This is a genomic window from Sinorhizobium sp. P24N7 (assembly GCF_042436655.1).
GTDB classification, from domain to species: Bacteria; Pseudomonadota; Alphaproteobacteria; order Rhizobiales; family Rhizobiaceae; genus Sinorhizobium; species Sinorhizobium meliloti_A.
Window position 1 is genome coordinate 19,108 of record NZ_JBHMIW010000019.1, and the last position, 13,151, is coordinate 32,258.

Below are 13,151 nucleotides of genomic sequence, written 5' to 3' on the forward strand. Positions count from 1 at the left end.
ACGGGAGGAGGGCAGGGCGCACCGTTCGAAGCCAATGCGGGATGATGAAAAGCCGCCTGCGGTTTTCCACCCGTGTCCCGCGTCTCAAACTATCAGTGGACAGTGAAATAGTTTTCGGGGTGGGCCTGAATGTCTTCGGCGTCGGCATTGACCAGGGTCAGCGTGTCGCCATGGCCGAGGTCGATGACGACATTGCCGCCGACCTGAGTGATACGCGAAGCGAGATCCTCGGGCGCGGTGACGTCGAGGCCGTTGATGCCCTTGGATATCTGCAGGACGTCTTCGCCGGGGGTAAAGTCGAGGATGACGTCGTTGCCGCCGCCGCCGTCGAAAACGAAGATATCGCTGCCCTGACCGCCGGCAAGAAGGTCGGACCCGGCACCGCCGTCGATGACGTCGTTGCCGGCGCCGCCGAGCAGCACGTCGTTGCCTCTGCCTCCGAGGAGGAAGTCGCTGCCGGCGCCCCCAAGGAGAATGTCGTTGCCGTTATCGCCATAGATCAGATCGTCACCCGATCCGCCGACCAGGATGTCATTGCCATTTTCGCCATAGAGAACGTCGGTGCCTTCGCCGCCGAACACGGTGTCGTTTCCGTTGCCGCCGAACAGCAAGTCGTCACCGTCGTCGCCGAAGATGATGTCGTCCCCATTGCCTCCGTTGACGAAATCATCACCGCCATGGGCGCGAATGAAATCGTCAAAGCGGGAGCCAAAAAGGGCGTCGTCGTATGCGCCGCCTTCCAAAGTGGCCATCTGCTTCTCCTCTTCGTGGTTTGATGCATGCGTCATCGGCACGGAGCCGAGGATTGCGTGCCGGAGTGTGCACTGCAATAATTACGAACACAACACAGATGTGTAAAATAAAACGACGATATTTTGGAAGAAAGAAAGCGTTCTAAACATATATTGGCCATGTGCCAATATTGGCACAATATAATTTTAGGAGTAATTCTGACGAGAATGCAGACAAAGCACTTCAAAATTTAAAGTAATTTACGACGGCTGGAGATATCAAGCATTAGATAGGTCAGTCCTCCCGAAACGCTCGGTTGAAACTGTCGGAGACCGGGGCGACGAGGTAGTCGATTGCCGAACGCGATTTGTGCACGATCAGCACTTCCGCGGGCATGCCGGGATAGAGGCGGATGTCCGGGTTGGCGGCGAGCGATTCAGGCGCCACCTCTGCCCGTGCGACGAAATAGGCGACGTTGGACTTCTCATCCACCGATTGGTCCGCCGCGATATAGGTTACCTTGCCTTCCAGGGGCAGGTGCGAGCGCTGGTTATAGGCCGTCAGGCGGATTTGCGTACTGGAGCCGATCGTTATGCTGTCGATGTCACGTGTGCTGACATGCATCTCGACAAGCAGCGGTTCGTCCTCGGGAACGATGTCGAGAAGCGGCTGACCGGGGGTGACGGCACTGCCCGGCGTCCGCAGCTGAATGTTGGCGACGATACCGGCCTGGGGGGCGCGGATTTCCAGGCGGCGAAGCACGTCCTCGGCGGCGGTGATGCGCTGCTCGACTTCTGCAAGTTCGAGGCGCGCCGTGGTGATCTCTCCGGCGATCTCCGATTGGAAATCGGATTCGATCCCGATGAGCGCAAGCTCGGCCCCCGCCATCGCCTTTTCCGCCTGGGCCTTGTCGCCAGCGATTTCGCCGCGGGTCGCGGCGAGCTCGCTGAGCCGTGCGTCGATTTCGATGAGTTTCGAGCGCTGGGCGAATGCTTTTTCGACAAGGGTCGCGATAGCGGTCCGCTGCTCGTTCATCAGCTCGATCTGCCTGTCGGTCGCCTGAAGCTGGGCTGCGAGAGACTTCGCCTTCTCCGAATATTCCTCGATCGTCTTTCGCTGGATTGCCAGACGGCCCTCCTTGGCCTCGCTCCGCTTCTCGAAAAACGCGTTTTCCGCCGTTACCGCATCCGCGGCAGCCTCGCCCTTGGAGACAAGATCGGCCGGGAAGCTCACCGCCTGCAGTCCCGCCCGCTCGGCCCGCAGCCGCGCCAGTTTTGCGATCAGGCCGACACGGCGGCTTTGCAGCGCCTCCAGGTCGGAGCGGGCGCGCGTATCCTCGAGCTTCATCAGCGGCTGGCCGGGCGCCACATGATCTCCCTCTTGAACCAGGATCCGGCCGAGCACGCCGCCTTCAAAATGGCTGACCGTCTTGCGCTTCGAATCGACGACGATCGTTCCGCTGGTGACCGAAGCACTGCTGAGCTCCGTCGAGAACGCCCAGCCGAAGAAACCGCCGAAAGCAACGAGGATCGTCGTCAACCCGGCGATGACGAGGCGTCGGATCGGCGAATGCGTGTTGTCTTCCGAAATGTCCGGCGCCGGCATTGGCGCGGAGAGACGAGCCGGCGCGGCCATCGGCAGGCGGCGTTCCGGGCTCTCAGCCTTCACGGGCGGCTGCAGGTCGAGGCGAACCGGCAGGATCTTTTCCTTGTTCATGAAGCGGTACCTTCGCGTCTTGTTTCGCCGGGCATCATGGTCGCCACCACATCCGTTCGCGGGCCGAACTGGCTGATGCGGCCGCCTTCCAGCACGAGCAGCTTATCGGCCACCTGCATGATGGCCGGCCGGTGGGCAATCAGGATGACGATGGCGCCGTCGCTGCGCGCCTCGTCGATCGCGCGGATGAGGGCGCGCTCGCCGAGGGCATCGAGATTGGCGTTGGGCTCGTCGAGGACGAGCAGGCGTGGCCGGCCGTAAAGGCAGCGCGCCAGCGCGATGCGCTGCCTTTGCCCGCCGGAAAGCGTCAGATGACCATCGCCCACCGGCGTATCATAGCCGAGCGGCAGTCGTCCTATCATGTCGTGGACGTCGGCGAGCCGGGCCGCCTCGAGCACCTTGTAGGGATCGCTCTCCGCCATCCGGGCGATATTTTCACGGATGGTTCCTTCGAGAAGGGAAACCGATTGCGGCAGATAACCCGCGATCTGTCCGAAAGAGCTCCGTTCCCAGAGGTAGACGTTGTTGCCGTCGAGGAAGACGCCGCCGGCAGTGGGCTTCAGAATGCCGACCAGAAGCCGCGCCAGCGTGGACTTGCCCGCCGCGGAAGGGCCGACGATTCCAAGCACCTCGCCGGGTGAGAGCGAGAAGTTGATGCCCTTGATGATCGGCACGTCGATGCCCGGTACCGCGTAGACCAGCTTGTCGATGACGAGGTCGCCTTCGGAGCGCGGCGTCGGCATGGTCTGGCGAACGGCCAGGTCTTCCTTCAGTGCCGTTTCGACGCGACGCCAGCTTGCGATCGCCAACACCCATTGGCGCCAGTTCTCGATGACGGAATCGAACGGCAGCAGAAGGCGGCCCACGAGAATGGTGGTCGCCATCATTGCGCCCGGCGAGATCTCCTGCCTCATCACCAGCAGGGCACCCGTGCCCAGCGACGCCACCTGGATGGCGAAGCGCAGCGAGCGGGTGATCGAGGCCATCGCCCTGCTTCTGATCCCACTGGCCTCCAGCACGCTGAGCGCGTGCAGTTGTGCGGCGCGCCATTTGTGGGCGAGCGCCGGCAGCATTCCCATGGCTTCGATGGCCTCGGCGTGACGTAATGTCGCACCGATTTTCGACACTGCCTCAATATTAGCCTGGCTTGCCTCTTTCATGAGCTGGCGCGTCAGAAGGTCGTTGAGAAGGCCGCAACAGACGAGTACGACGACGGAGATCGCACCGATCAGCCCGAAGAGGGGGTGCAGCAGGAATAGAACGCCCAGAAAGATGGGCGACCAGGCGGCGTCGAGGGGGGCGCTCACCGCCGAAGAGGTGAGGAAGCCGCGCAGCTCGGTAAGGTCGCGCAGGGACTGCGTCGCGCGCGCAAGTCCCTGATCGGCCGAGGCCTGGACGGCGGCGGTCAGGACCGGCAGGTTCAGCCAGCGGACCACGGCGCTGCCCATGGCCTGAAAGGTGAGGGCGCGAATGTAGTCGAGCACGCCCAGAACGATCAGCGCACCCAGGGCGAGAATCGTCAGCATGACGAGCGTATCCATGCTCTGGCTGTTCAACACCCTGTCATGCACCTGCATCATATAGAGGGGCATTGTGAGCTGGAGGAGGTTGATGCAGGCGCTGAGCAGGGCTGCATAAAGAAGCGTCACCACGAACACACGCCGGGCCCGCAGAACCAGGAGCTTCGGCGCGATTGTTCCGTTTTGCGCCAGTGTTGGCCGACTGGAGCCCTTGCTAATCAAACGATTTCGAACAGTATCACGCATGTGGCGATCTTCTAATTAGCGCATTCGCGGGTTTCATGGGGCGATCTGGTCCAGATTCACTCAAATCACAGTATTGTTGCGATAAGTGTGACACAATAAACATCGCCAGCTCAAGAGCACGCAATTTCGGGGCAGGGGTGCTGTGAAATTTACTTCAAGTTTTGAAGTAAATTCCGGAATTGGAAGTACGTTCCCAATGGAGAGAGGGATGAACCACAGGATACTCTATCCGTTCGCAGACTTTGGAGACACTGTTGCAATCCTTCCCGCGAATGAAACGCAGCGGAAAGGCCTCGATACCTCTGTAGACGATCGTGACGGAGATGATTCGCTCGTCACCTATTTCGAGCTGGCCCGGGTCATGGAGCGCGCAAGCCGCCGGTTTTCCGGCCTGTTGCGTGCGGAACTGACGAAACTCGGGGTCGAGGATATCGGTCCCGCGCAGGCGATGGTTCTTCTGGCCATAGGCGAGGCGGAGCTCTCGGTGGGAGAGCTTCTGGACCGGGGCCACTATGTGGGTTCGAACATTTCCTATTATCTGAAGCAGCTTGCCGACGGCGACTACATCGACCGGATCGCATCGCAGCGTGACAAGCGTTCGGCCCGCATCCGGCTTTCAGAGAAAGGCAGGCAGCTTTGCACCGGCCTGCGACAGGCCGCCAAGGGCTACGAACGCGCCCTCAGCCATGGCGATCAGGACCGGCGGAATCTGGAGACCGCTTTCCAGACACTGCACCGCCTCGAACTCGTCTGGGGGAATGCCGCACGCTACGGCATCTGACGCTCCATCACTGCATGTTCCTCAAAGCGCAACCGAGCAAGGGCGATAACATGCAGGAAACCCAAGTGTTGCAACGAGCTTTGCGCGTCCGTTCGGACGCGCGGCGCTGCAGGTGTGATCGATCACTGACAAGTGGCTTATGAAGATGCATGTAGCATTCGTACACCGCCGTGGGTTCGGCCAGTTCGCCGCCCTGGCAAGACATCTGGCTGAGGCGGGGAACGAGGTGACGCTCGTGACGGAGACCGTGGACCAGCGGATACCTTCCGTCCGGGTCGTACGGCATCGGGCGGAACCCGGTCCGCAACCGAATCCCCAGATAGCGCGCCATCTTGCCGTTCCCGACCATCATGTGCGGATCGGGCACAGGGTAGCGGAAACCTTCGAGGCGATGGGCCGCCTTGGACAGACCCCCGACATCGTTCTCGGCCATATAGGCTGGGGCAGCATGATGTTCGTGAAGGATGTCCTGCCGCGCGTGCCGGCACTCGGCTATTGCGAGTTTTTCTATCGGTCGGATGGGGCGGATGTCGGCTTCGCGCCGGACGACCGCCCCGACCCGGAGACGCGCAAACGCTTGCGCCTCCGCAACATCGCGCAGCTGCTGTCGCTGGAGGCGATGGATGGCGGTATCAGCCCGACCAATTGGCAGAAGAGCCTCTATCCAGCCGACGCGCGGCAACGAATCGCCGTTTGCCATGAGGGGGTGGACACGCGCCGTTTCCGCCCCGACCCGGCGGCTTCGCTGAAGCTGCCGGACGGGCGCGTCCTCAAGGCCGGCGATCCCGTCGTCACTTTCGTGGCACGGGACCTCGAGCCCTACCGGGGCTTTCCCCAGGCGCTGGAGGCGGCGGCGAAGGTCGTCCGGCGGCATCCGGACGCGCTGTTCGTCTTCGTCGGCGGCGATGGGGTGAGTTACGGCGCGCCGCCCCCTGGCGGGGGATCGTGGAAGGAGCATCTGCTTGCGTCTCTGGATGTCCCGCGCGAAAGGCTCATCTTCCCCGGCGTCGTGCCGCATTCCGTGCTGCGTCAGCTCTTTCAGATATCGGCGGCGCATCTCTACCTCACCTATCCATTCGTGCTTTCCTGGTCGGTGCTGGAGGCAATGGCCTGCGGCGCTCTTGTTATCGGTTCCGATACCGCGCCGGTTCAGGAAGTCATCCGCTCCGGCCGCAACGGTCTTCTCGTTCCGTTCTTCGATACGGATGCGCTCGCCGAGACGATCGTCAGGGCATTGAACCGCCCGGACAACTTTCGCGAACTGCGCGGCGCCGCGCGCAGAACGGTCGAGCAGAGGTTCCGGTTGGACGACTGCCTCGCACGTCAGTTGACGCTGATCGGCAACCTCACCGGTCGAAATGCTGCGCAAGCGAAAGAAACGCAGTTTGTCTGAATATTGCTTCAATTTTTGAAGTATAAATACCGGGTAAAACCCCAAGAATCTATTGTTGTGCACTGCGGAATCCACGGATATGGTTCGCTCCGTGAGGTTCTGGGGGCAAGAATATTTCCAGGCCATCAATTTCATCTTCTGGATAAATCGATTTATTCTGGGGTCGCTGCGTGCAAGAGTTGATGTCTTCTAACGTGAGGCAGTCGCCGGCGAAGCGAAGGCTCGTTGTGGCGTCCGGTCTGGACCGGGAAAATTTCGAAGGGAGCGACATCGAGCATCTGGTGCATTTTCTCGATCCGGATGCAGCTTCGCGATCCCCCCTGCAGAACGCCTTTCCTCTGATCGCGCTTGCCTTCTCGGATGAGGGTGAGGCCGATCTGCGGGAGGCGCTTGCGTCGATCAATGCTCTTGGCACCATTCCCGAAATACCGCTTCAGCGGATCGACGTGGGCGGTAAGGCGGAGAGCCTTGCGCTCGTGCAGTCGCTGGTGGAGGGTGGAGTGGGCCGGCTCTCCCGCTTCACGTCGTCGGTAACCGCCGAGCTCGCCATTCTCCGGCGTGAGCGGGAAACGCTGCTCGAAAATTACCGCGCGCTGGAGGATGCCTTTCAGGCCCGCAACTGGGAGCCGGTCGCGGAGATATTCGCCCATGATCCTTATGCCGACCCGAAGGACGAGGGCATCGGGCAGCTCCTTGCGACCGGATGTGTCGAGCAGCTTCTTCCGGTCTCCAGTCTCGGCGTGGCCGGGATCGCGCTGCACCTTCATTCCGTGCCCAGGGACGGCGGCGAGCTGATCGTCATGCTGGGCTATGTCGAGAACGGCGAGGGCGTGGCCGAATGGACCGTCCCCTATGCACAGCTCGCGGCAAACTGGAATTTCCTCGCCCTGCCACGCGCTTGCGGCGGCGCAGCGAGAACGCTGCGGCTCAGAATCTCCACGACCGGCACGGAGACTGTAGGGCTTTCACTCGGCTATCCAATCGCGAGCGAGCGGTACACGGCCAGATCGGAAACCCCGCATCCTGATCTCGATCTCCGGCCCCTGGCGTTCCGCGTCTTTACGGGACTGCCCGGCGTCAAACCGACGCGCATGCCGAACATGATCGCTCCCACCGCCTTGCTCGAGGGCCATTTCATCGAGGACTATCGTCTGGCGGTCGAATTGCTGAGCCAGATCGTCGACGTATCGGTCACGCCGGTCGTTCCCGAGTTCCAGACCGTCCGCTTCCTCGAACACGAGAATGCGGTCGTTTGCCACCCGCTGCCGAGCGGAATCTCCGCCGGCACGATCGGCCGCGCCGTGGAACCCGGCACCATCTCCTTCTCCGCAAGCGCGATCATCGATCACCCGAAGGGCGCACCCGCGGCCGTGAGCTTCCTGCTCGCTCCGGCGAACTCCAATGCGCGCTCGGAAGTGGCGGAGCTCGCACGAAAGGGGGCTGCCAAGCCCTCGGCCTTCTTCAGCGGCTGGCGCGAGGTCACCGCCGAGCAGGCGGTCAACGTGAACTTTCAATTGGATAAACCCGTGCGTGAGCCGATGGACCTCATGATCCTCAGCCGTGCGGTGACGGATACGGTGGATTTCTCCTGGCTCAAGGTCTCCGGCTTCCGATTGGTAAAGCAGTCCGCAGGGGCGTCCAATGTCCGGAAATAGGGAAAACTCGGACCTGATCGTGGTGGCAATGCCGCTTTATGGCCATGCGGCCCTCGTCCTGGAGGCGATCGAGTCCGTGCTCGCTTCGAAGCTTGCTGGGTGCAGGGTGGCAGTCGTGGTGTCCGTCGATGGTGATCCGCGGCAGGAGACATTCGATCAATTGCTGCTCTATGCGGCGGCCCATCCTGCGGTTCATGTGCTTTTTGGGGCCAATGCCGGGCCGGGCGGGGCGCGCAATCGCGCGATCGACTACGTGCTCGCGAATCTGCCGGAAGCCGAGGCGGTCTATTTTCTCGACGCCGACAATCGCGTCTTGCCCGGGACCATCGAGACTCTCTACCGGCAACTGCGCGCCAGCGGCTGCGGCTGGATCTATACCAATATCGACACGTTCTCGGTGAGCTGGCGCGCTCATTACGGCAATCGCTACTCGCGGCTTTTGCACTGCGTCACGGACAATATTTGCGACACCGGCTCGATGATCTCGATCGACGTGTTCCGGGCGGGGGTTCGCTTCGACGACGACAGGCAAAACGGTTTCGAGGATTGGGAATTCTGGCTGTCCTGCATCGAGCAGGGCTTCGTGGGGGCGCCGTGCCACGACACGACCTTCGAATACCGGCTGAGGGCGGAAAGCCGCTTCAAGGAGGCGAATCGCGATCGCGCCGCCTCGGTGAGCTTCCTCAGAAAGCGTCACCGCGCGCTGTTCCAGCGGCCAATGCTGGTCGATTTCGAGCACGAGGAATGCCCGCGCTATCTTTTCGCGCGGACGGAAGATGCCGCCATTTCGTTCTTCACGGATCCGACCAAAACGGCCAAGCGGCTTCGTCTCGACGATATCATTCCAGCCTTCTGGGCGAGCATCGGCGAGCCGGACAACGTTCACTTCCCGCCCTTCCTGATCGCCGGAAGCGGCGCCACGCTCGACCTGCTGCTGCGCTCCCGGATGCTGCCGAACGTGCTCTCGCACCTGGAGCGCCTGAGCGAGAAGGCGAACGTGGTCTTCGTCCAGCTTGGCAACGATGCGGCGCAGCGCAAGATCGAGCCGGTCTTCCTGGAGGCGGGCGCCCAGCACAACGCGCCGGCCGACCTCATCTTCCTGTCCACTTCGCTCGTGCGCGACGTCATTCACAACAAGGCGCTGGACTGGTTTGCCTCCATCGGCAACCAGCAGGTATGGCCGACATCGGCAGTTCTGAAAGTCCGCTTCCCTTTCCCGAGAAGCCTGCCGCGCCGTTCGCTCATCACGCCCCAGCAGGTGATGATCAACTGCGTCAATGCCATCGCGACCAGTCCGCTGCGGCGGACTTCCGGCAAACGCTGGACCTGGCGTCCGGCACGGCTCGTTCCCTATTCCGACCTCCACAAGGCGCTTCGCCATGAGATCGGTGGCTCGCCGGTGTTGCCGCTCGGTCATAGCGAGGGGGGCAGGAAGACCGCAGCCCTGCTTGTTCCGAATGCATCCTTCGGCGGCGCCGAGAAGGTCGTATATGCGGCCTCGCGCGAGCTGAAGGCCGCCGGCTACGAGACCCATCTCTTCGTGCTCGGCACATCCAGGATGGATGTGATCGACGAGTTCGATCAGAGCTTCGACTATATTCACTTCTGGGACCAGGGCATTCCCGCCTGGGGCGGCTCCGGCTCTTTCCTGGGGCAGGACTTCATCGCCGAGGGCCACGACGTCGATTGGGCCGCGCTCAAGGGTCAGCTTTCCGGCTTCGACCTCGTGATCAACAATCACGTCATGGCGGTGCATCCGCTTATCGCACGGTTGCGCTCGGAGGGAACGCGCACGGCCTGCTACCTTCACGTGGTCGACAATACCGGCTTCAAAAGGCCCGCCGGCCAGCCCTTCGCGGCCATAGCCCACGAGCATTGCTACGATGCCTTCCTGACCTGCTCGGAGCAACTCAAGATCTATCTGCACAGCTTCGGCGTTCCCTATGAAAAGATCTTCGCCGTCCCCAACGGCGCGAGCTTCTCCGTGCCGCCCAAGGTGCTCGCGGAGGTGCTGTCGGTCAGGCGCATCGAACGCAAGGACGATCGGCTTCGGGTCCTCTATATGGGCCGGCTCGATCAGCAGAAGGGGATCGACCGTCTCGCTGCGGCGTTCGCCGAATTGCGGGCTTCGCGCGTGCCCTTCGATGCCCGGGCGATCGGCGGGGAAATCCTCGCGGATGCCACCTTGTCGTGGACGGATCGCCTGAAGGATCTCGGCGTCGAGGTGCGCCCGCCGGTCTTCGCAAGCAAGGATCTGATCAAGGCACTCGGTTGGGCGGATGTCCTTTTGATGCCGTCGCGCTGGGAGGGCGCTCCCTTGATGATCGCCGAGGCGCAGCAGCTCGGCTGCGTGCCGATCGCGACGTCAGTCGGTGCCGTCGACGAACTCATAACCGACGGCGAGGACGGCATCCTCATCGAGGCCGCCGCCGATCCGCAGGTGGTCCGGGACATGGCAAAGGCCATCGAGGAGGTGGCCCACAACCGTCAGATGCTCGCGCCCCTCATGGAGGGGTGCCTGAGAACGGCGGCACGCCGCTCATGGACGTCCTCCTTCTCCGAGTTCCTCGGCTGGTGCGACCGTTCCGTGAACAATTCGTCGCTTTCGCGCGCAACGGTTATCCGTGGGCGCGAAGCATCCAATCCCGGAGTTGCGGCCGTGGGCTGAGGCCCCGCCGGTGTCAAGAAGAAGGGTCGATTGCATGCGTCCACGGATCCTCGTGACGGGAATTCCTGGTCATTACACGCGCCTCGCCAACGGCGCCCAGGGATTGTCCGTCTCCTATTCGGAGCGACAGAAACAGCCCGAGACGAAGGAGGAGTTTCTCCAGGAGCTTCGCAATATCAGCAATACGGGAAATTACCTGATCGGCGAGGGGGCGCTGCGCGCGATTGCCCCGCATGCGAAGCAGGTCCCGTTCTGGCACCTTTATAATTGCAGCCAGAACGGCGTCGGACTCGACGAGTTCAACGCCAATTTCGACATCTGCGTCTTCACCTGCGCGAACCTTCTGCGCAAGGGCCTGTCTGCGGATGCCGAAGCGGAAGTGCTTGGCAAGCTCAAGATGCCGATCGTCATGCTCGGTATCGGCCTGCAGAACCGCCGAGACCTTGAAAACAGCCTGCCGGAAGGTACGAAGCGGCTTCTGGACGTTCTCAAGGAGCGTGAGCACTATTTCCTGACGCGCGGGTTCGAAACCGCCGGTTTCCTGAAGGACCAGGGCTTCTCCTATGTGCAGCCGACGGGCTGCCCTTCCATCTATCTGATGCCGCACAATATGCGCGCCTCGCTGAAGAAGCTGCCCAATGTACCGGTCGGCAAGGCGCGGACCATCTTCTCCGGCTATCTGGGTGCCAACCACGATTGCATCGTCGACGCCGCGGCGCTGGCGCCCGAGGGTTCGCGGCCCCAATACGTCATCCAGGACGAGTTCCTCCATTTCGACATGAACGTCGAAGCGAACGGCGACGGCCGGGTCTACGACTCCGCCTCCGGCACGATGCTCGGGGAACTGAGCTATCCGGGCACTGAAAGACTGAAAACGCCCTTCGACGTGCGGACCTTCTTCGATACGAACCAGTGGCGTGCCTGGGCGTCTTCCATGGATTTCAATTTCGGCCGGCGTTTTCACGGCTCGATCATCGCGATGCAGGCGGCCGTGCCGAGCCTGATGGTGGCGGTGGACGACCGGATGCGCGAAATGCTCGGCTACACGGGCCTGCCGGCGATCGACGCAGTCGAGGTCGACAAGGCGGAAAACCGGGCCGAATTCGTCGCCGACCACCTGGCCGGGCTCAATGCTTCCGAACTGGTCGACAGATATTCCGATCGCGAGCGCACGTTCCGCTCGGCTCTCCGGGAGATCGGGATCGGGCAATAAATCTACGCGAGCGTTTGCAGGCTCTAATCTCAGGTGTAATCGATGCGTATCTTGCTTACGGGAATCCCGTCCTATCTGCAGCGAACCGTCTCGGGCGTGTCCGGCGCGGAGGTTCGGCACAGGCCCTATTTCGACGAGGTCAGAACCAAGAAGGAACTGATCGATCAGGTCAAGAAGATAGCCAATACCGGCAACTATCTGATCGGCGAGGGCGCGGCCCATGCCCTGCGCGGGCATGACGTCACCTATTTGCCCTTCTGGCATCTCGTCAACAACAGGAATTCCGACGAGGCTTATGAAAGCCTCAACGAGGAATTCGACATCTGCGTCTTCGCTTCGGCCAACCTCCTGCGCCCGGGCTACTCGGCGGATCTCGAAGCGGAAGTATTCGAGAAACTGAAGATGCCGGTGGTGATCATGGGGATCGGTATCCAGCGGCGGGAAGGGCTCAAGGAAAACCTGCCTGCCGGCACGCTCAAGTTCCTGGAAGTGCTGAGGTACAAAGAGAGCTTTTTCCTCACGCGCGGTTATTTCACGGCCGAGTTCCTGAGAGAGCAGGGGATGAAGTTCGTCAAGCCGACGGGTTGCCCCTCGCTCTTCTTCGCACCGGCCGAGATGAAGCGTTCGCTCGCCGCGCTCGCCAATCCGGATCTCGCTTCCTCCCAGAAGATCGCCTTCGGAGGCTATCTCGGAAGCGTGGCCGATACGATCGTCGATGCCCACGCGCTGCTGAAACCGGAGAGCGTCGCGAGCTACGTCGTCCAGGACGAGGTGGTCGCCTACAATCTTTCCCTTCCCGTGGACGACGACTTGCCCGTTTACGACCGAGCAAGCGGGCGCATCACCGGCCAGACCGCCTACAAGCATTCGGAGAAATGGCAGCGCAAACACGAGCTTCTGGTGTTCTTCGACACCAATCAATGGCGAAGCTGGGTCTCCGCGCGCGATCTCTGCTTCGGGCGCCGTTTTCACGGCTGCATCATCGGCATGCAGGCGGGTGTACCGTCGCTCATGATCGCGGTCGACGATCGCATGCGGGAAATGCTGGAATTCATCGGCTTCCCCTACATGGAGGCGGCAGTCTGGAACCGGGAGCCGGACAGGAAGGCCTATCTTGCCAGCTTCCTTTCCAAAATCGATTCGCAGGCTGTCATCGACCGGTACTCGGCCTGTGAGACCAACTTCCGCAATGCTCTGGCGCATGTCGGGCTCTAGAGCAATTCCAGG

Annotated in this window: 9 protein-coding genes; 6 read left to right on the forward strand and 3 right to left on the reverse strand. The window is 61.8% G+C overall.

The window, feature by feature from the left end:
• Positions 1 to 92: 92 nt before the first annotated feature.
• The 3 genes from ACFHWW_RS27860 to ACFHWW_RS27870 form a co-directional block, all read right to left on the reverse strand.
• Positions 93 to 752: a calcium-binding protein gene (locus tag ACFHWW_RS27860; protein WP_003529018.1), complete on the reverse strand. Its 660-nt coding sequence runs from the start codon at positions 750 to 752 to the stop codon at positions 93 to 95.
• A 274-nt stretch (positions 753 to 1,026) separates the two neighbouring features.
• The gene (locus ACFHWW_RS27865) at positions 1,027 to 2,448 is read right to left on the reverse strand and encodes an HlyD family type I secretion periplasmic adaptor subunit (protein ID WP_379942324.1); all 1,422 of its coding nucleotides are present in this window, start codon (positions 2,446 to 2,448) and stop codon (positions 1,027 to 1,029) included.
• Complete coding sequence (locus tag ACFHWW_RS27870; RefSeq protein ID WP_379942326.1) at positions 2,445 to 4,214, reverse strand: type I secretion system permease/ATPase; 1,770 nt, start codon at positions 4,212 to 4,214, stop codon at positions 2,445 to 2,447. The genes ACFHWW_RS27865 and ACFHWW_RS27870 overlap by 4 nt, the downstream gene beginning before the upstream one ends.
• 208 nt (positions 4,215 to 4,422) lie before the next feature.
• Between ACFHWW_RS27870 and ACFHWW_RS27875 the strand changes: the two genes are divergently transcribed.
• The 6 genes from ACFHWW_RS27875 to ACFHWW_RS27900 all read left to right on the forward strand — a co-directional run bounded on the left by ACFHWW_RS27875 (position 4,423) and on the right by ACFHWW_RS27900 (position 13,139).
• Positions 4,423 to 4,995: a MarR family transcriptional regulator gene (locus tag ACFHWW_RS27875; protein WP_018098853.1), complete on the forward strand. Its 573-nt coding sequence runs from the start codon at positions 4,423 to 4,425 to the stop codon at positions 4,993 to 4,995.
• 139 nt (positions 4,996 to 5,134) lie between these two features.
• Positions 5,135 to 6,388, forward strand: a complete 1,254-nt coding sequence (locus ACFHWW_RS27880) for a glycosyltransferase family 4 protein (RefSeq protein ID WP_100670223.1) — start codon at positions 5,135 to 5,137, stop codon at positions 6,386 to 6,388.
• Positions 6,389 to 6,570: 182 nt separating this feature from the next.
• Complete coding sequence (locus ACFHWW_RS27885) at positions 6,571 to 8,043, forward strand: DUF6212 domain-containing protein (protein ID WP_100670224.1); 1,473 nt, start codon at positions 6,571 to 6,573, stop codon at positions 8,041 to 8,043.
• Entirely contained in the window at positions 8,030 to 10,711 is a 2,682-nt protein-coding gene (locus ACFHWW_RS27890; protein WP_379942329.1) for a glycosyltransferase, read from the forward strand. Before ACFHWW_RS27885 ends, ACFHWW_RS27890 begins: the two co-directional genes overlap by 14 nt.
• Before the next feature lie 34 nt (positions 10,712 to 10,745).
• Positions 10,746 to 11,924, forward strand: coding sequence for a polysaccharide pyruvyl transferase family protein (locus ACFHWW_RS27895; RefSeq protein WP_003529003.1), 1,179 nt, complete (start codon positions 10,746 to 10,748; stop codon positions 11,922 to 11,924).
• 42 nt (positions 11,925 to 11,966) lie between these two features.
• Positions 11,967 to 13,139: a polysaccharide pyruvyl transferase family protein gene (locus tag ACFHWW_RS27900; RefSeq protein WP_379942332.1), complete on the forward strand. Its 1,173-nt coding sequence runs from the start codon at positions 11,967 to 11,969 to the stop codon at positions 13,137 to 13,139.
• Positions 13,140 to 13,151: the final 12 nt, after the last annotated feature.

What these genes read in the sequence shown, in the direction of transcription:
- ACFHWW_RS27890 (WP_379942329.1), top strand. Translation starts at nt 8,030, where the DNA reads ATGTCCGGAAATAGGGAAAACTCGGACCTGATCGTGGTGGCAATGCCG.
- ACFHWW_RS27885 (WP_100670224.1), top strand. Translation starts at nt 6,571, where the DNA reads ATGTCTTCTAACGTGAGGCAGTCGCCGGCGAAGCGAAGGCTCGTTGTG.
- ACFHWW_RS27900 (WP_379942332.1), top strand. Translation starts at nt 11,967, where the DNA reads ATGCGTATCTTGCTTACGGGAATCCCGTCCTATCTGCAGCGAACCGTC.
- ACFHWW_RS27895 (WP_003529003.1), top strand. Translation starts at nt 10,746, where the DNA reads ATGCGTCCACGGATCCTCGTGACGGGAATTCCTGGTCATTACACGCGC.
- ACFHWW_RS27870 (WP_379942326.1), bottom strand. Translation starts at nt 4,214, where the DNA reads ATGCGTGATACTGTTCGAAATCGTTTGATTAGCAAGGGCTCCAGTCGG.
- ACFHWW_RS27860 (WP_003529018.1), bottom strand. Translation starts at nt 752, where the DNA reads ATGGCCACTTTGGAAGGCGGCGCATACGACGACGCCCTTTTTGGCTCC.
- ACFHWW_RS27865 (WP_379942324.1), bottom strand. Translation starts at nt 2,448, where the DNA reads ATGAACAAGGAAAAGATCCTGCCGGTTCGCCTCGACCTGCAGCCGCCC.
- ACFHWW_RS27875 (WP_018098853.1), top strand. Translation starts at nt 4,423, where the DNA reads ATGAACCACAGGATACTCTATCCGTTCGCAGACTTTGGAGACACTGTT.
- ACFHWW_RS27880 (WP_100670223.1), top strand. Translation starts at nt 5,135, where the DNA reads ATGAAGATGCATGTAGCATTCGTACACCGCCGTGGGTTCGGCCAGTTC.